Raw genomic sequence first — 19056 nt, forward strand, 5'->3', positions numbered from 1 at the left:
TTAACATCATAATTAAAGGTGAACCATGCAAAATAAGAAGCGCACCCCATTAGACGCGCAACAGTCCCATCTTTGGATCATTGGTGGTGGTATCGCAGGTATGGCTGCTGCTGCATTTGCAATCCGCGATGCCAAAGTCCCTGCCAAAAATATCCATATTTTAGAAGAACTCGATATTTCAGGTGGCTCGATGGATGGCGGACATACACCGCATGCCGCGCAAGCTTGGGTAACACGTGGTGGGCGGATGCTGACCGATGAAACCTATCTGTGCCTATGGGACTTATTTTCCAGTATTCCATCATTAGAAGATCCAAACGTTTCGGTACGTGAAGAATGTCGTGAGTTTAATGAACAAGTGAAAACCCATGCCAATGCACGTTTGATTGATGCCGAACATGTCATTGCGGATGCGGCAAAGCTTGGGCTGAATACGCTACATCGTGCACAGATGCTGCGCCTATTGGCTTCAAAAGAAGAAAAAATTGGTAGCCGCCGCATTGATGAGTTTTTTGATGAAGCCTTTTTTGAAACCAATTTCTGGCGCATGTGGCGCACGACTTTCGCTTTTCAAAAATGGCACAGTGCAGCAGAGTTAAGACGCTATTTCTTGCGTTTTATTCAAGAATTGCCACGCATTCATACCTTAGCGGGTGTGAAACGGACCAAGTACAACCAATATGATTCAATGATCCTGCCCTTACAGCGTTGGCTAGTCGCACAAGGTGTAGATGTACGTTTTGGTCACTATGTCACAGATGCGGACTTCATTACCAATGCTGAAACCCAAGAACGCCATGCTTCGCGCCTATATGTACAACTGCCTGAAGGCTCAGAGCAAATTAATCTAAAAGCCAATGATTTAGCTATTTTCACTTTAGGTTCCATTACCGCAGATTCGCGTTATGGCGGTAATCATGACGTGCCTGCCCTCGTTCGTAATCGAGAAGACCATGGCTGGACACTTTGGGAAACTTTGGCACAAAAAGCCCCAGACTTTGGCCGTCCAATGACTTTTTATGGCAATGTCGATGAACATAAGTGGGAGTCTTTCACGCTAACTATGAAAGATGACGTGTTGCTTAAACGTATTATTGACTATACGGGAAATGAACCAGGCACTGGCGCACTGATGACTTGGTATGAGTCAGGTTGGCATTTATCCATTGTGGTTCCTGCACAGCCACACTTTGCTGACTTACCTGAAGGTTTATATACCTTATGGGGCTACGGTTTCCAAATTGACCATATAGGCGATTACATCAAAAAACCAATGTCCGAAGCCACAGGGCAAGAAATTCTAACAGAACTGATTAAACAGCTCGGTTTTGACGACATTTTAGATCATGTTTTGGCAACCACCAATGTAACCACTGCCATGATGCCATATGCCTCTGCCCTATTCGCCTGCCGTAAACCGGGGGATCGTCCACAGGTAATTCCACAAGGCTCACAAAACTTTGCCTTCCTTGGACAGTTTGTGGAAATTGAAGATGACGTGGTCTTTACTGTGGAATATTCAGTTCGTGGAGCGATGCTTGCCATTTATGAATTCTTTGGGGTCGAACGTGAAATCCCTGAAATTTACAACGGTCTGCTTGATCCAAAAGTCGGTTTAAAAGCTTTGGAAACCGTGTTCCACTAAGCTTTTAATCTATAGCGATAAAAGCACCTTTATGTCGCTACTATTACATAGTTTAATTTAAGCAACGTTTGGATACGCGAGTGTGGCAGGGATGCCACACGTTATCCATCATAATAGGGATGTTATGTATGGATAACAAAGGCTTTTGCTTACTTTTGGCCTATCAAAAGTAAGGGTATTGCCTACACAAACACCTTTTATATTTTATTGAAAATTGAGGCTGTGTACGCACCTAATTTTAAATTGGATAAAAAGAAAAATTAGATAAAACTTTATACCTCATTAGTAAATAAATTGACTAATCAACATAGGAAAAACATCTCCACGTTTTAAATAAAATACCGAAACTGACTAAGTGCTTTTCTATCGTTTTCTCATGATTTTAGATTTCATAAAAATTACAAAACTCACTTGCAGCTTCGATTGCACAGATGCAGCATAAGGCTCACCTAAAACTTTAAAAATAAATCTATGAAACTAGCAGAAGCACTTTTATTGCGTAGTGACTTACAAACCAAACTCGCCTCTTTACAACAACGTATCAACAATAATGTGCTAATCCAAGAAGGCGATGAACTGAGTGAAGACCCGAATGCGCTGATGGGTGAGGCTTTTAGTGTAAATACAGAGTTACATCATCTGATTGAAAAAATTCATGCGACCAATGCTCAAGCTAAAACTAGCACGGGTCAATCCATGCTCAGTGTTTTAAACACACGCGATTTACTCACACAACAGCATCGTATTATTCAACAGGCCATCGACAGCTCACGACGTGAAAATGGTCGTTATAGTTCGAGTGAAATTCGCTGGGTTAAAACCATTACGGTTGCAGACTTGCAAAAACAAGCCGATGCAATTAGCCAGCAACTCAGGCAAAATAACTTAGAGATTCAGGCTTCAAATTGGCAAATCGAACTGATCTAGCCAAATTGAGCCACAACAGTTTGGGCATATTGGGCGAGTGCAAGGCCTTTTACACGTTTGTAAGGCTTTAATTCAACAAACGTTTGCAGGAAGTAAGACGTCTACTTCACATTTTACAAATCTGACGTAGCACAATGCATCTTTTATACTGCACATCGCACCTTGCACCACCATGTACTGACAATATGCCTCCCTATTTTTACTTATTAGTAGGCATCAGCCTGTGGAGGCGTTTTCTGATTAAAAGCCATTTCTTGTGATGGAAGTTTATAGTCACGATCATGTACAGGAACACCACCAATAATCATGGTACGAGCCTCAGTTCTAGGCTGATTCAAATCCTTTTTTGCATCACACGCGGTCAGTTGAGTGAGCAATAAAACCAATACTAGGGTAGATAAGGTTTTCATCATATCCCCTCATTTATCATTATTGTTCTTTCAGCATAGCACTTTTATTTTTCCAATCCTATCGACTTTGTTACAACTCTTATCCATCTAAATGATGGTTCTCTGCGAATTTTCTTTATAAAATAAATATCAACTATTCATATATAAAACAATAATATAAATGATTTAAATTAACCAAAATTCGATTTAAATATTTATCCGACGTATTGAAAAAACTATCTTGGCGGAGTCTTATCTTGTTTTTTTCAATTTCTTCATCAGCCTGCGGCTCGCCCTACTTTTGTTTCGACAAAAGTAGGCGAAACCATTGTCATCTGCAAAACCTGTTCATTTCTTGGATTTATTAAAATATAGCGAATAAAACATTATCTTATTTACATCATGCAGGTTGCAGATGACGTTTTCGAGTCGCCTATTTCTTATCGAAATTAGATTAAATTAGAAAAGGACAACCTGATTTACAAAATCTTACAGGATTAAATATTTACAACGGACACTTTTGTCCGTTAAATAATAGTACTTCCAAATTAAATGAAATAATCACCATGACCAGTCGTCAACAGCGTGCTGCACAAAACCGTGAAGAATTGCTGGAAGCCGCAGTTCAGGTTTTTCGTACACACGGGATCAATGCCCCCTTACAACAGGTGATTGATGCAGCCAATGTCGGACGGGCGACGTTTTATCGCAATTTTGATGACCGTCGTGCCTTGGTGATTGCTCTCATGGAGCAAGCTTTAGAACGTCTCGCAGTTCGTGCAGAAGCATTTTCTCAGTATGACGATGGTTTTATTCGTTTAATTGAAAACCATGTCTATAACTTGCCGTATTTAACTGCACTGATGGAGTATTGGCGAGTGATTGAGCGTAATGATCCCGTCATGGTTGATATCTACGCACGCCGCGATGCGATTTTACAACCTTTAATTGATCAAGCCATTCGATACGGCGTTTGTCGCCCCGATTTGACCACCCAAGATTACACCATGATTACGGCTATTTTAAGGACTTCATTTCAGGGACTGACCGATATAGAGCAGCAACAACTTGCGCAACGCGCCATTGAGTTGTTACTTAATGGTATTCGGGCATAAAGGTCACCATTCATGACACAGCCACCGCGTTTACTCGAACCTGCACCAAACTGGACTACTGAAGAAAAACCAACCCTGCCTGGCTCTCCTGCCGTGATTGCGCACTCAACACCTAAGCGCTTCATATATTTTTTTATTGGTTTGTTTGTCGCACTATCTGCAAGTCTCAGTAACGGTTTTATTACCGCAAATTTACCCTTAATTCAGGGTGAATATGGACTAACACCCTCTGAGGTGGCATGGATTCCTGCGGCTTATGTGATGGCCAATGTCAGTGCGAACCTGATTCTGTTTAAAGCCCGCCAACAATACGGTCTGCGTCTATTTTCTGAAATTGGCTTACTGCTTTTTATTGTGGTTTTGGTTTTACACGTCTTTGTGCATACCTTTGAAATGGCTGTACTGGTGCGTTTCATTAGCGGAATGGTTGCAGCACCGCTCAGCTCTTTAGGCATGTATTACATTATGCAGGCCTTTAAACGGGAGGATTTTGGTCGCAGTATCTATTTGGCTTTAGGCTTTCAACAGCTTGGAATTCCCTTGGCATGGATCATTTCCCCGTATCTCATTGACGTCAATAACTGGAATGTCCTGTATACCTTTGAAATTGGTTTAGCGCTGTGCTGTTTCGCAATGGTGGTGTCGCTGAAGTTGCCCCGCAGCCTAAGAATTGCTGTTTTTGAAAAGCAAGACTTCTTCACCTTTGCCCTGCTTGCGCCCGGTTTTGCCTTTTTGTGTATTGTGCTGACCCAAGGGCCTATTTTGTGGTGGCTTGAAGTGAAGTGGTTGGCCTATTTGCTCATTGCAGGGTTTAGCCTGATTGTGATTGGCTTGGTCTATGAGCATTATCGGGTCAATCCATTGATTATGACGCGTTGGCTGGGGACATCATCCACGCTTCGTTTTATCATCGGTGCTTTTGCAATTCGCTTCTTAATGTCGGAGCAAAGTTATGCTGCCGTGAGTTTTCTCAAAACTATGGGCATGGGCCCCGATCAATTTGTCCCACTCTATGTGGTGATCTTTTTAGGCATCGTGTCTGGTACCTTATTTAGTGCCATCACTTTTTCACGTGAACGGATTATTTGGCACTTACTATTAGCAGAAGCTTTGGTGTTGATTGCTTGCGGACTAGATTTTCACCTTACCAGCGATATTCGCCCTTCCAACTTCTACGGCAGTCAGTTTTTGGTGGGCTTTGCCAGTGGTGTGTTTATTGGTCCACTCTTGATCACGGGTATCTTAAGCGCCATGCAAAAAGGCCCCACCCATATTGTCACGTTTATTGTTTTATTTTCAGCGACTCAAACATTTGGTGGCTTAGTCGGTTCATCGTTTTACTCCACCTATCAACAAGTCCGAACCCAAAACTATCGTGCTGAGATGATTCAACAGCTACCCGAAACCAATCCATTGATTGCACAGCGCCTTTTAGCGTATCAACAAAGTTCGCATACTTACACACTCGATCAGCAGTTAGAGCAACAACAAGCCTTAAAAAATCTCAATCAAGTGGTGACTCGAGAGGCTCAAGTACGTGCCTATAACGATGTGATTAGTTTCAATGGCGTCGTTGCCATGCTGCTGTTACTGTGGGGGACATTCCTGATTGCACGGAATCAATATCAACTGCGACAACAAGCGAAAGTCGGTCCTGCCTAATGCCACTGCTCCCTATTTATTGAGAAATTGTTATGTCTGAAGATCAAAAACCAATAGCTCCCGCTGAAACAACTGCAACTTCTGAAAATGCCTCTCAGCCTGAGGCAACAACGACACCGATTACGCCGCCTTCGAGTAAATTGATTCCAACAGCGAAACGTACCTTGATTTTGATGTTTTTAGTACTGATCGTCGGTATCGGGATCATTTTATGGGCGTGGAAAATTGGACCTTTTGACAGTGCAGTCGAGTCCACTGACAACAGCTATGTCAAAGGCAAAACTACGGTACTTTCTTCGCAAATTAACGGCTACGTGAAAGATGTATTGGTCAGTGATTTTGATCATGTCAAAAAAGGACAGGTATTGATGCATATTGATGCCACCACTTACGACCAAAAAGTCACGCAGGCTGAAGCTGGAGTCGATCAGGCGCAAAATAACCTATCGAATCAAACGCAAAGTATAGCTCAGCGTAAAGCCGATATTGTTGCGGCAGAAGCCAAAGTCGAACAAGCTCGAGCAGCCTATCAATTGTCACAAGCACAACAGCAGCGCTATCAACAGTTGGGCGACACAGGTGCAACGTCTAAATCAGAACAAGACAAAGCAGTTGCCGACACGCAAAATAATTTAGCCTTATTGCAACAGGCGCAAGCCAATGTATTGGTGGCAAAAGAAGCGCTCAAAACCGCACAAGTGGCTGAAACAGGACTCAAAGCACAAGTGACCAATGCTGCGGCACAACTGGATCAAGCTCAAACTACCAAAAATTACAGCAGCATTATTGCCCCGATGGATGGACAACTAGGTGAAGTCAATCCACGTGTAGGACAATATGTAGCAGCAGGCACACAATTGCTCTATCTGATTCCGCAGCAAACTTGGGTCACTGCGAACTTTAAAGAAACTCAAATTGCTAACATGAAAATTGGGCAAAAAGCATGGTTTACGGTGGATGCCTTAAATCATCAAAAATTTACAGGTCATGTGGAACAAATTTCCCCTGCGGCAGGTTCAGAGTTCAGTGTGCTTAAAGCCGATAATGCTACGGGCAACTTTACCAAAGTGGTGCAACGTATTGCTGTACGGATTGCAATTGATCCAAATCAAACGGGCATAGAAAATTTACGTCCCGGCATGTCGGTGATTAGTTCGGTCGATACACATTCAGCAAAGGATTAATCCTGTGAAAAAATCGCCATTTTTCACTTACACTAAGCACTCAACCTGATTGATAAAAGTCCTATGTTTAACCAGATTGCACAGTCCATTCCCTATCAGCACATAAACGTTGGCGGGGTTAATATCAGCATCAAACGTTTAGACCTAGTCCATCCGCAAATCTCAGGCAATAAGTTTTTTAAACTCAAATACAATCTGTTAGCGGCACAGCAACAAGGCTATAAAAAACTGCTGACCTTCGGTGGCGCTTATTCCAATCATATTGCCGCAACGGCTTATGCAGCACAGTTATTTGGTTTTGAGAGTCTGGGCATTATTCGAGGTGAAGAGCTGGCCAGCAAACCCTTAAACCCCACTCTAAATACGGCGCAACAATTTGGTATGCAGTTGCAGTTTGTAACGCGTGAAACCTATCGGCAAAAGCAAAGCTCAGCCTACTTAGCACAGTTACAACAAGATTACCCTGAGTATTATGTGATTCCTGAAGGGGGAACCAATCCCCTTGCCATTCAAGGCTGCACAGAAATTCTCTCTGATATGGATCGACAAAATTTCGATCTGATTTGCTGCGCAGTCGGTACAGGGGGCACCATTGCGGGTCTCATTGAAGCCAGTACTTCACAACAGCAAGTTTTGGGTTTCTCTGCACTCAAAGGCGATTTCCTAAGCACCGAAGTCGAACAACTGACCAAAAAAAGCAATTGGCAAATTACCGATCAATATTGCTGTGGTGGTTATGCCAAAACTACTCCCGAGCTCTTACAATTTATCCGTACCTTTGAGCAGCAATATGACATTCCACTGGAACAAATTTACACAGGTAAAATGCTGTTGGGCTTAACCGATTTAATTCAACAAGGTACATTCCCCAAAGATCATCGTATTTTGGTGATTCATTCAGGTGGACTACAAGGTCGTTTAGCGCAGCTTTAGATAGTCCTGAAAAAGCAAAAAAGATGGTCTATAATGCCCTGCTTTATTCTCCCGTGAGTGTGTCATGTCCTCAAATCAATATGATGTCTTAGTTTTAGGTGCAGGTGCATCTGGCTTAATGACAGCCTATATGGCAGCTCAACGCGGACGTAAAGTGCTAGTGGTTGAAAAAGCCAATAAAGTCGGCAAAAAAATTCTCATGTCAGGTGGGGGTAAATGTAACTTTACCAACCTCTATGTCGAGCCAAGCAACTTTATTTCACATAATCCACACTTTGTGATTTCAGCCCTCACTCGCTATACCAATTGGGACTTTATTGGCCTAGTATGTGAGTACGGCATTGAATATGAAGAGCGTAAACACGGTCAGCTTTTCACCCTAAAAGGTGCCAAAGAAATTTTAGCCATGCTATTGAGCGAGTGTGAAAAAACAGGTTTGGTCGACATTAAAACCAACTGTGAAGTAAAAGCCATCACCGCACTCGATGAGCAGGGTTTTCAAATTGCCACGACACTGGGTTATTTTGAGGCTGAATCTGTCGTGGTTGCATCAGGTGGTTTATCCATTCCAACTTTAGGTGGTTCTGGCATTGGTTATGAAATTGCCAAACAATTTGGCCACCATGTATATCCAACTCGCGCAGGTTTGGTGCCTTTTACCTTTTCAGACAGCTTTAAAGAAGTCACAACCCGCCTTAGTGGCAACGCGGTCGATGCGACTTTATCTAATGACTTAAACGCTTTCACCGAAGCCCTTTTATTTACCCATCGTGGGCTCAGTGGGCCAAGCTCGCTACAGCTGTCGAATTATTGGGATGTAGGACAAAGCTTCAAAATTGACTTCTTGCCAAGTGTGGATTTGTACGACTACTTAAAAGCCAAGAAGCACAGTCAGCCCAAAGCTCTGCTGCGTACTTTACTGGGTGAACATTTTCCAAAAAGTGTGGTGGTTGAACTGCAAAACCTCATTTGGCCTGAACTAGCTGAAACAGCGATTGGTCAACTGTCGGATGAAAAACTGGAGCACATTGCCACGCGCTTACATGCATTTGAAGTCAAACCATCAGGAACCGAAGGCTACCGTACTGCTGAGGTGACTTTAGGTGGCGTAGACACCACTGAAGTATCCTCGAAAACGATGGAAAGTAAAAAGCAAAAAGGCTTGTACTTTGTCGGTGAAATACTGGATGTCACAGGACATTTGGGCGGCTTTAACTTCCAGTGGGCATGGTCATCTGCGCATGCCGCATCAGAATATGTCTAAGCCATGTGCTTAAGCTATAAATTATTCCAAATAGTCCGTGCGTAGCAATACGCACTGCTTTTGCTTCTGCTGACGGGCAAGTGCTAAGTCCATTTTCGCAATGGCAATATGGACATGGCTCGGCTGGATCACTGAACGTTTCGCCATCAAAGTTTTTTTTAATATTTGCATCATCTGTTTTTTCCTTTTTAAACTGCAATTTATAAAAATAAATTGTGAAATGTCCATGCAGCTATCACAAAAGTATAGGCATGTAAGTATTTCTAATTTATGAAATATCCATATTCCACATGCATTAAACATACCAAATTAAAGTTCATTCAACACTATAGACTTTTGTATTATTTTTCATCAGATTCATCCGCATCACGGCCTTCAGTTGCCGCAGTCGGTATTCTTTCAGCATTAGCGTGTGTTGTTGTATTGATCTTTGGTTTTGCAAATACAAATTTATAAGCACTCACAAAAAATCCAACCGTAATACCCGCAATGATGATTGGGGCAAAATATTTATTTGGGGCTTTTTTTGACATCAGTTTACTCCAATAAAAAACACCAACCGCCATCAGCGGTCGGTGTTTAGTGTGATTAATTTAGTCTGGATCTTTGGGGTGAACGTCAATATCTTGTTCAGCTTCACCCGTTGAACCAAAAGGTTTATTTAAAGGTTTATGCGCAGGATCGACCTCTGCTGTAGTTGGAATATCATCTGTATGTTGATATTCCTCTGCAACCGTTGGTGTATCCATTTGCTCTTTCAGTGAGGCATGCTCTTCTTTGCCTTGTGCGGATTGCGTGCTTTCAGCTTTGGCCTGATAAAGTGGGTTCGGTTGCGTACCTTCTTTTTTGGCTTTATCTAACAAATCGGTCAAAACCCGTTCCGCAGGTTGACGTCCACCTAGACCAAAAGCCAGTGCAAATGCAATGGCAACTGCCCCAAGCGTTAAGCCAAAGGCCAAATTCACAATGGAATCTGCGATACCCATTGCACGCAAGCCCATCGCCAACACTAAGCCAATGATCAAGACACGTACAATGTTCGCCACCCAACGAGAGCTGTTGTATTCACCACGCTCAATCACCTGAGCAACCAAGTTCGCCAGCCAGAAGCCCACGCCCAGAATGACTGCACCCAATAGGATGTTTGCACCAAACTGGATAAACATCGCAATCAAACCACTGATCTGCTCAAAGCCGAGTCGATTTGCAGCCTCAGAAACCGCAAATAACATGGTAAAGAACACAATGAAATAACCCACGACGCAAGAAGCTTTGGTATTTCCTAAGAAACGTTGCAAGCCAACTTTGTTTGGAATGTCATCTACACCTGTTCCCGACAAGACTTCAACCACAAGACTTGCGACAAAACGTGATACCACATAGGCCAAGATTAAAATTAATGCCGCCGCAATGATGTGCGGAATCGCATTCATGATTTCATACAGCATGGCCGTCGCTGGTTGAGAAATTGCATCAATCCCTAAAGCTTCAAACGCAATAATCAGCGCTGTGATAATGACGATTGCAAAAACAAAAGATCCGAGCACTTTGGCCAAATCTGAGTTTTTAAACAGTCCTACTTTTTCAACCTGTTTTTGTACATCTAGACTTCTCAATAAACCCTCAATAATACCCCGTACAATTTTTGCTAGAATATAGCCCGCAAAAACAATCACACCTGCAATAAAGATATTTGGCAGATACAGTACGGCTTCATTGACCATATTTTGGATGGGAAAGAGCAGCCCAGTCAGACCGAGTATCGACAAAACAATGGGTAAGAATAGTAATAAAATCAGCCAATAGACAATTTCACTGATGTTTTGACTCAGGGTACTGACTCCGACATCCTGACTGAGTTTTTCATCTAACTGAGTGCGATCCAATCCTTTTTGTAAACCCACTTTGACCAGATTTGCCACAATCCAACCAATAAAACCCACAGCAACAGCAGCCAACAGTTGTGGAATAAACAACAAGAACTGTTGAACCATATTACTAAATGGCCCACTTACACTGGTGAGATTAAGGACATTGAGTGCACCAATCACCGCAATAATCAAGATGAGCCAAAACACAACTCGAGAGATAATATTTTCAATATTTGAGCGATGGCCGGTAGCACTGGAAAGTTTTTGGTTGGTTCCAAGTTTGGTTAAAACCTTTTTCACAGCACCTGCAATCAATAATGCAATAATCCAACCAATGATCAGGATGGCGATTGCGGACAGGATCGGGTGAAACTGGTCCCAATAATACATCGCATCAAATCGACCCTGATGCCCTACATAATCATTCATTTTGTTCTCCCTCTTGTTATGTCTACCTCACAGCGACCTTTGCTCAAATACAGATTTTAGTTTTGAAGTGATTGCCTGCCATGAGGTATGAATGAGAAATGGAATACCTTTTTGATGACTACTAAAGAAAAAACCCCTGTACAATACAAGGGCTTTAGTCACATTTAGCGGTCAGTTGCAGTCGCCGTATTGCTATCGGTGGCTACCGCTTCGTCACCTGCTGTTGCAGTGGTGCTATTATTCGGTGTTGCAGGCTCTGCGCTCGGATTCGGATGACCTGGAGGCGCCTCAGTCGGATTTGGCTTAGTATCTGCAAACATATAAAGTAATAATGCGATTAAGAAAATTCCGACCAATGCCAACATATACACAGGCACGCGTTTTTTCTTTTGCCGCTCCTCTGGCGTTTGTACATGGGGCGGTTTATTGAAATCATGTGTCATAGCTCCCCCTCAATTTTCTATTATCAAGTTGTCGAATTTTTATACTAACAACTGCTTGTGTAGCATTGTGTTTCAAAGCATAGTGAGATAGTAAACAAACTATTCATCTTAAGATAAATTATTATTTTTTAAGGTTTTAAAAACAGTCATTCATCTATCAATTTAGTGTTAAAAGTAATTTAAAAAGTATTTCACCTAGGCATAGACAAAAAGAGTCTGGCGAACAACGCTCTTGAACTGAATTTGCGCTATAATTATGCACCTTGTTTTAGCTGTTTTTGGACTTTATGGCATATCGTCAACAAAGTGTAACGCTTGATTTAGACACTGATGTTACGCACCAATGTCATTTGCACTACACGCGAGACCAACATCTTATTGGTATTATTGAATTTTCTAAGCCTAGTTATATTCTAAAATGGGGCGATCTAGAGTTTTTCCGTCGTCGTACTGAAGAGTTTTCTGTGATGCCTTTTCCTGAATGTGTCAATGCCATGATTATTGACATTCGAAATGTGCAAGCCTTTTTAGACAATGAAACACCCATCATTCCTTGGCGCTTACTGGAAGAAGAATGTCCTGTGCGTTTAGTTGTACCTCAAGACCGTTTAGATCACTATATTGGACTGTTTGAGCCAACATGGCTGACGACGGATATTGAAACGGCTATTTCTGAAATCCGTGAATATATGGATATGTTTGTGCACTAAGCACTTCTTGATACACACCTGCTCATCTCCTTCCCTTGCGATTGTGCCCCGTCATTTGTTCATAACGTACAGTCGCTTTTATTTTTTAATCCTCTGCGGAAAACGTAGGACAGTAAACCGAATCTAACTGACTTTTATATACTGCGTCATAAAACGGATCATCTTTAAAATAAAGCACTTTTCTTTGCTATTGCAGTTTTAGCATGTTCTACACGAACAAAATCCATTCTGTCATGCATCTATAACGAAACGCATAGCCAACCCTGTGGCATTAGACATTAGCCTAATAAAATGAATTATAAAACTTGAAATGGCACGCATTATGCATAATTTTCTTTTTAATATCAGAGGAATATAGCGATGCACTTATTTAAAGCATTATTAACAAAATATTAAAAATCCCACTTGAGCAGCAAAAGCAATCTCGATTAAGATGCAGACTAAGCTGTAAAAAAATACCATAAAAAGAACATCTTTTGCACAGAATAAAGCTTTAACCCAATTCTGACGTTTTTGATAAAAACAATGCAATTGATGCTGCAAACAAAAGGAGTTTGTACATGACCATGCAACGTAATCTTTCTGCCCTATTTTGTGCAAGTGCACTTGCGCTGAGCCTCAGTGCATGTAGCGACAACAAAGCACCTGCAACGGATGCAGCTAGCACTGGCGCAGATGCTTCACAGTCAGGCACTTTAGATAAGATTAAAAAATCAGGAACCATTGTTTTAGGTTACCGTGACTCCTCTATTCCATTCTCCTATATCGCAGACAACCCAAATCAACCTGTCGGTTATGCACATGATTTACAGCTCAAAGTGGTTGAGGCTGTTAAACAAAAGCTGAATATGCCTGATTTGAAAGTTCGCTATAACTTAGTCACCAGCCAAAACCGTATTCCATTGGTTTCAAATGGCACAGTCGATCTTGAATGTGGTTCAACTACAAACAACAAAGAACGCCAGCAACAAGTTGATTTTTCTGTGGGCTTCTTTGAAGTGGGTTCACGTTTACTTACTGCAACCGATTCAGGCGTGAAGGACTTTGCTGACTTAAAAGGCAAAAAATTAGTAACGACAGCAGGAACAACCTCTGAACGCTATATCCGTCAGCATGAAAAAGAACTCGGTATTGGTGAAGTGATTTCTGCCAAAGACCATGCTGAATCATTTTTGATGCTCCAGAGTGGTCGTGCTGCTGCGTTTATGATGGATGACATTTTACTTGCTGGAGAAAAATCGAAAGCTAAAGATCCAAACAAGTGGCACATTGTCGGTACAGCACCAATTCAAGAAGTTTATGGCTGTATGTTGCGTAAAGGTGACACAGGCTTTAAGCAAGTGGTTGATGATGCAATTAAAGCCACTTATAGCTCAGGTGAAATTAACAAGATGTACAACAAATGGTTTGAACAACCAATTCCACCGAAAAACATTAACCTGAACTTTGCTATGTCAGACCAACTTAAAGCCTTAATTGCAAACCCACATGACCGTGATCAGTAAACGATAAGGGAAAGATTAATGTTCACTCAGGCAAAGTTTCTTTGCCTGACCTATTTTAGGGGATTGTCATGAATTATACCTGGAACTGGGGCGTCCTTTGGCAATCCACAGGCGTCGGAGATAGCACCTATCTCAGTTGGATTTTGATTGGTTTAGGCTGGCTGTTTGTTATTGCCATTGTGGCTTGGAGCATTGCAATGGTGCTCGGAAGTATTCTCGGCATTATGCGCACGCTTCCCAATAAAACCGCACGTTCTATCGGCACTGGCTACGTCACCATTTTTCGTAATGTACCGCTACTGATCCAATTATTTATTTGGTTTTATGTGGTGCCGAATTTCTTACCTGGTCCGATTAAGTCATGGTGGATTAACGATTTAAGTGCAGGAACAACAGCGCTGATTTCAGCCAGTATTGGTCTGGGACTGTTTACCGCAGCACGTGTCTGCGAACAAGTCCGTACAGGCATTGAAGCCTTACCTACAGGACAGGTCAATGCAGGTTATGCCATGGGTTTTAGTACCGCACAGCTATACCGCTATGTCATTTTACCACAGTCCTTCCGTACGATTTTGCCGCCTCTGAGCTCAGAGTTGACCAACTGCGTCAAAAATACTTCTGTAGCCTCTTTAGTTGGGGTCTCCGAGATTATTTCGCAGATGAAAACCATCAGCGAATATACGCAGAACACCATCGAAATCTATACCTATGTCACGATTATTTTCATCGTTATCAACGTGTGCTTAATTACCTTAATGACGCTGCTTGAAAAACGTTTGCGTGTCCCAGGTTTAATTGCAGGAGCTAAATAATGGAATGGCTCACCGCATTTACCCATGATTTGCAGTTATCTGCACCTGCCCTATGGCATGGTTTAAGTATCACTTTAAAAGTGGTCTGTATTGCCACCATTGGTGGTATTTTCATTGGCACGCTGTTGGCACTGATGCGTTTGTCTTCAATTCGCATCCTGAATTTAATTGCCCAAGGCTATGTCAATTTATTTCGCTCGATTCCACTGCTGTTGGTATTGATGTGGTTCTACTTTGCTGTACCGTTCATCTACACCACAGTCACGGGAAGTTACTTGACCATTGATACCGCTTTGGTCTCAAGTATTGTGGCGTTCATGCTGTTTGAAGCGGCTTATTTCTCGGAAATTGTACGTGCAGGGATTCAATCAATTCCTAAAGGACAGTCTGCCGCGGCTTATGCACTAGGCATGACCTATGGTCAGTCCATGCGTTTAATCATTTTGCCGCAAGCCTTTCGTAAAATGACACCGCTGCTGTTACAGCAAACCATCATCTTGTTCCAAGACTCGACCATGGTGTACGCCATTGGCCTACTCGACTTTTTCCGCACCAACTACGTGCGGGGCGATTTGATGTCTCTATTAACGCAATATATTTTATTTGCAGGCCTAGTGTATTTCACCATCAGTATGCTAGCCACATATGCAGTAAAACGATTACAAAGGAGGTTAAGCGTATGAGCGACCAAAAAGTAATGATTGACCTCCAAAATGTCAGTAAATGGTATGGCGATTTTCAAGTCTTAACCGATTGCACCACACAAATTTGCCAAGGTGAAGTGGTGGTGGTCTGTGGTCCATCAGGCTCAGGCAAATCGACCCTGATTAAAACAGTGAATGGACTGGAAGCCTTCCAACAAGGTCAAATCACAGTCGATGGAATTCCGATTAAAGACCCGAAAACAGATTTGACCAAATTACGCAGCCGCGTAGGCATGGTGTTTCAGCATTTCGAGTTGTTTCCACATCTCAGCATTACTGAAAATTTAACCATTGCCCAAATTAAAGTATTGGGACGCTCTGAAGCTGAAGCGAAAAAGAAAGGCTTAGGCTATTTAGAACGGGTTGGGCTGAGTGCACATGCACATAAATTTCCAGCACAACTTTCAGGTGGACAACAACAACGTGTCGCAATTGCCCGTGCATTAAGCATGGATCCGATTGCCATGTTGTTTGATGAGCCGACATCGGCACTTGACCCTGAAATGATTAATGAAGTTCTTGATGTGATGGTCGAGTTAGCACATGAAGGCATGACCATGATGTGTGTCACCCATGAAATGGGCTTTGCCCGCCAAGTGGCCAACCGTGTGTTGTTTATGGATCAAGGTAAAATTGTCGAAGACTGTAGCAAAGATGATTTCTTTAACACCAAACGTGGTGATCGTGCTCAACAGTTCTTAGACAAGATCTTGCACTAGCACAGACGTGTTATCCCACATTAAAAAAGCAGATCGTGTGATCTGCTTTTTTAATTCACGCTCTAGTCTAAAACCAAGCGCGCATTGGTGGCTTGAACAGGACGATTATTCGGATATCCCATCAGTACCGCGAAGTTTGCGATTTGCTGTGCTGATGCCTGCTGAATATCTTTTAAGACCACCCAACGTACACCTTCAGTACACGGCGGTGTCGTGAGCGAACCATTAAAGCGGTAGTACTCGCGATGTGTCGGCAGAAATTGATCTGCGTTTAAATTGAGTGCTTTCTGGGGTTGCCTGTACTGCTGCCACAGCCCATCAAGTGCTTGATTCTTTTTCCCTTGTTCATATATCACCGCAACCACAGCCAGCTCTCCTTTTTCAGAAGCATGGACTAAATGTAATTCCATCGGAAAACTTTTGCCGTGAATCGTATTTTCTGAAGGGCTATGTAAATGCATTTGCAATAATTGAAATCGTTCTCCCTCTAAACTTAAATAACTGCCTTGATGAAAATTGGCTTGTAAAGTATGAGGGAGCTTCACAATACTCGTTGCAGCCGTTTTATAATCAAAATCAAGTGGCGCAAGGTCTGCTGAAATCACATGCTCAAGATTAATGGGCGATTGATTATGCCCCGCACAAGTTTGGTATTTGGTGTTGAGCTGGCTCCAATACTGCGGTGCTGTTTGTGCTTGATAACCCCAATCCGAAGTTACTTCACTACTGGCCCAAGCCATCACACATGGGAGACCAAACAATATTGCTATTAGTTTTTTCTTCATCATAATCCATCAAAAAATATCAGTTTAAAACGCCCCAATATCCTCTAAGAAATCACGCTCAAGCAGCAAAACCTAAAATGCCAATTCTGCCTGCTTGTCTTTGTTTTTTGTGCAAACTCTGTAATCATGACTTTTCAGCAAAAAGCCAATATTGCCCGACTATTTTGTCTCGTTGTAGATGTAAAACGATCAAATAGGACTGATCATATATGACAATAATTACAATTAATTACATATAGTTATGTGATTATTCATGTTTTATCTGTGATAAATTAAAATAAGAATGAGAAAATACAATCATGTTTAAAATCTTTCACTGATGCACAATCAGCACGCACATTTCATGGCATGAGCGTTCCAAAAGAGAACAAAGCAATGGAGACTCAGCTAACAATAACTGCTAACCGAATTTTTTTATCATTTTTTTGTGTTGCTACTTTTTGGGTTTAACTCAAGAGATAAAATATACACTTGTATATTTAAAATAAAGAAACTTAGATAAACATAATATATTCATAAACTTAATATTAATTTATATTTTAATCCATGCACCACTGCAATGCACAAACACCATCATGGTGCACACTTTTGCTTTATATCGAGTCTTGTTATTTTTAAGCAAAACTTAATCAATATTTCCTTTTTGCTGAAATCTTCACGAAATTACAAGCATCAGTATACTGGGTTTCTTTTTGCAAAATTTTGCACTCAAATGGAACCCAAACATGCAAAATATTGACTTACTTTTTCTTCTTCTTGGTGCGGTTTTAGTCCTTGCCATGCATGCAGGCTTTGCTTTTTTAGAACTAGGGACAGTTCGTCATAAAAACCAAGTCAATGCTTTAAGCAAAATTTTAACGGACTTTTCACTTTCTGCAATCGCCTACTTCTTTGTAGGTTACTATATTTCCTATGGACACCATTTTTTCCATATTGGGGATACCTTAGCGGCGGATCATGGTTATAACCTGATGCGCTGTTTCTTCCTGCTCACTTTTGCAGCCGCAATTCCAGCGATTATTTCTGGCGGTATTGCCGAGCGTGCCAAAATGCGCTCACAAGCGATTGCCACCGTGTTATTGGTAGCTTTGGTTTATCCTTTCTTTGAAGGAATCGCATGGAATGGCAACTTTGGTTTACAGCAGTGGCTACAAGACACTTTCGGCGCAAATTTCCATGACTTCGCAGGTTCAGTGGTTGTACATGCTATGGGAGGCTGGATCGCTCTGGCTGCGGTGGTTTTACTCGGTGCACGTGATGGTCGCTACAAGAAAGATGGTCGTGTCAGTGCACATCCCCCTTCGTCTATTCCGTTCTTGGCTTTAGGTTCATGGATTTTAATCGTGGGTTGGTTTGGCTTTAACGTGATGAGTGCACAGCGTTTAGATGCAATTTCAGGACTAGTCGCGATTAACTCACTTATGGCCATGGTTGGCGGTACTTTGGCAGCTAACTTCGCAGGAAAAAATGACCCGGGCTTCTTACACAACGGCCCTTTAGCGGGTCTTGTGGCAATTTGTGCAGGTTCAGATGTCGTACACCCGATTGGGGCATTGGTGATTGGCGCTATTGCTGGACTGATTTTTGTCAAACTTTTCACCTACACCCAAAACAAGCTAAAAGTCGATGATGTACTCGGTGTATGGCCTTTGCACGGCGTATGTGGTGCCTTTGGTGGGCTTGCAGTCGGGATCTTTGGTCAAAAATGGCTCGGTGGTTTAGGCGGTGTTGCGATGATGTCACAGCTGATTGGTACGCTATTGGCTATTGGTATTGCTGTTATTGGTGGATTGGTGGTCTATGGCGCTTTAAAAGCCACGATGGGCATTCGTTTAAGCCAAGAAGATGAATTCCGCGGTGCAGATTTATCTATTCATAAAATCTCTGCCAACTCAGATGACAGTATGTTCTAAATGCATTTCCATTTTAATGCGGCTCACATGGGCCGCTTTTTTTTTA

19 protein-coding genes are annotated in these 19056 nt (G+C 42.1%); 13 read left to right on the plus strand and 6 right to left on the minus strand.

Features of this window, described 5'->3' with window-relative positions; genetic code table 11:
* The first annotated feature begins 25 nt into the window (after nt 1-25).
* A complete protein-coding gene (locus JZ787_RS02625; protein WP_346311562.1) occupies nt 26-1645 on the plus strand; it encodes an oleate hydratase in 1620 nt (539 codons plus the stop codon).
* A gap of 471 nt (nt 1646-2116) precedes the next feature.
* Nucleotides 2117-2572 (plus strand): DIP1984 family protein, encoded by a 456-nt coding sequence (locus tag JZ787_RS02630; protein ID WP_086208533.1) that lies wholly within the window; start codon nt 2117-2119, stop codon nt 2570-2572.
* 206 nt (nt 2573-2778) lie between these two features.
* Here the strand turns inward: JZ787_RS02630 and JZ787_RS02635 are convergent, their stop codons facing one another.
* A complete protein-coding gene (locus JZ787_RS02635) occupies nt 2779-2982 on the minus strand; it encodes an NF038215 family lipoprotein (RefSeq protein WP_183174073.1) in 204 nt (67 codons plus the stop codon).
* 545 nt (nt 2983-3527) lie between these two features.
* Between JZ787_RS02635 and JZ787_RS02640 the strand changes: the two genes are divergently transcribed.
* The 5 genes from JZ787_RS02640 to JZ787_RS02660 all read left to right on the plus strand — a co-directional run bounded on the left by JZ787_RS02640 (nt 3528) and on the right by JZ787_RS02660 (nt 9119).
* The gene (locus tag JZ787_RS02640; protein WP_346311563.1) at nt 3528-4076 is read left to right on the plus strand and encodes a TetR/AcrR family transcriptional regulator; all 549 of its coding nucleotides are present in this window, start codon (nt 3528-3530) and stop codon (nt 4074-4076) included.
* A 12-nt stretch (nt 4077-4088) separates the two neighbouring features.
* A complete protein-coding gene (locus tag JZ787_RS02645; protein WP_346311564.1) occupies nt 4089-5738 on the plus strand; it encodes an MFS transporter in 1650 nt (549 codons plus the stop codon).
* A gap of 32 nt (nt 5739-5770) precedes the next feature.
* The gene (locus JZ787_RS02650; protein ID WP_346311565.1) at nt 5771-6922 is read left to right on the plus strand and encodes an HlyD family secretion protein; all 1152 of its coding nucleotides are present in this window, start codon (nt 5771-5773) and stop codon (nt 6920-6922) included.
* A 63-nt stretch (nt 6923-6985) separates the two neighbouring features.
* Nucleotides 6986-7855 (plus strand): pyridoxal-phosphate dependent enzyme, encoded by an 870-nt coding sequence (locus tag JZ787_RS02655; protein WP_346311566.1) that lies wholly within the window; start codon nt 6986-6988, stop codon nt 7853-7855.
* Between the two features lie 64 nt (nt 7856-7919).
* Nucleotides 7920-9119, plus strand: a complete 1200-nt coding sequence (locus JZ787_RS02660; protein WP_346311567.1) for an NAD(P)/FAD-dependent oxidoreductase — start codon at nt 7920-7922, stop codon at nt 9117-9119.
* A gap of 21 nt (nt 9120-9140) precedes the next feature.
* On the opposite strand, the gene JZ787_RS02665 is transcribed toward JZ787_RS02660, so the two are convergent.
* The 4 genes from JZ787_RS02665 to JZ787_RS02680 all read right to left on the minus strand — a co-directional run bounded on the left by JZ787_RS02665 (nt 9141) and on the right by JZ787_RS02680 (nt 11862).
* The gene (locus tag JZ787_RS02665) at nt 9141-9293 is read right to left on the minus strand and encodes a hypothetical protein (RefSeq protein WP_171500578.1); all 153 of its coding nucleotides are present in this window, start codon (nt 9291-9293) and stop codon (nt 9141-9143) included.
* A gap of 167 nt (nt 9294-9460) precedes the next feature.
* Nucleotides 9461-9652: a hypothetical protein gene (locus JZ787_RS02670; protein WP_168158388.1), complete on the minus strand. Its 192-nt coding sequence runs from the start codon at nt 9650-9652 to the stop codon at nt 9461-9463.
* A gap of 60 nt (nt 9653-9712) precedes the next feature.
* Nucleotides 9713-11419: a mechanosensitive ion channel gene (locus JZ787_RS02675; protein WP_168158389.1), complete on the minus strand. Its 1707-nt coding sequence runs from the start codon at nt 11417-11419 to the stop codon at nt 9713-9715.
* Nucleotides 11420-11583: 164 nt separating this feature from the next.
* Complete coding sequence (locus JZ787_RS02680) at nt 11584-11862, minus strand: hypothetical protein (RefSeq protein ID WP_004981228.1); 279 nt, start codon at nt 11860-11862, stop codon at nt 11584-11586.
* A gap of 287 nt (nt 11863-12149) precedes the next feature.
* On the opposite strand from JZ787_RS02680, the gene JZ787_RS02685 reads away from it, so the two are divergent.
* From JZ787_RS02685 to JZ787_RS02705, 5 genes are all read left to right on the plus strand, one after another.
* Nucleotides 12150-12572, plus strand: coding sequence for a hypothetical protein (locus tag JZ787_RS02685; protein WP_004694572.1), 423 nt, complete (start codon nt 12150-12152; stop codon nt 12570-12572).
* 560 nt (nt 12573-13132) lie between these two features.
* Nucleotides 13133-14077, plus strand: a complete 945-nt coding sequence (locus tag JZ787_RS02690) for a transporter substrate-binding domain-containing protein (protein ID WP_010326225.1) — start codon at nt 13133-13135, stop codon at nt 14075-14077.
* A gap of 68 nt (nt 14078-14145) precedes the next feature.
* A complete protein-coding gene (locus JZ787_RS02695; RefSeq protein WP_005399958.1) occupies nt 14146-14889 on the plus strand; it encodes an amino acid ABC transporter permease in 744 nt (247 codons plus the stop codon).
* Nucleotides 14889-15572 carry an ABC transporter permease subunit gene (locus JZ787_RS02700; RefSeq protein ID WP_346311568.1) on the plus strand — a complete coding sequence of 228 codons (684 nt, stop codon included), beginning with the start codon at nt 14889-14891 and terminating at the stop codon, nt 15570-15572. The genes JZ787_RS02695 and JZ787_RS02700 overlap by 1 nt, the downstream gene beginning before the upstream one ends.
* Before the next feature lie 14 nt (nt 15573-15586).
* Nucleotides 15587-16312, plus strand: coding sequence for an amino acid ABC transporter ATP-binding protein (locus JZ787_RS02705; RefSeq protein WP_010326224.1), 726 nt, complete (start codon nt 15587-15589; stop codon nt 16310-16312).
* A 62-nt stretch (nt 16313-16374) separates the two neighbouring features.
* Here JZ787_RS02705 and JZ787_RS02710 read toward each other — a convergent pair whose 3' ends face one another.
* Nucleotides 16375-17097 carry a carbonic anhydrase family protein gene (locus JZ787_RS02710; protein WP_346311684.1) on the minus strand — a complete coding sequence of 241 codons (723 nt, stop codon included), beginning with the start codon at nt 17095-17097 and terminating at the stop codon, nt 16375-16377.
* 725 nt (nt 17098-17822) lie between these two features.
* On the opposite strand from JZ787_RS02710, the gene JZ787_RS02715 reads away from it, so the two are divergent.
* Entirely contained in the window at nt 17823-19010 is a 1188-nt protein-coding gene (locus tag JZ787_RS02715) for an ammonium transporter (protein ID WP_346311569.1), read from the plus strand.
* Nucleotides 19011-19056 lie beyond the last annotated feature (46 nt).

This window comes from Acinetobacter sp. BWR-L5, assembly GCF_039655985.1.
Taxonomy (GTDB): Bacteria; Pseudomonadota; Gammaproteobacteria; order Pseudomonadales; family Moraxellaceae; genus Acinetobacter; species Acinetobacter johnsonii.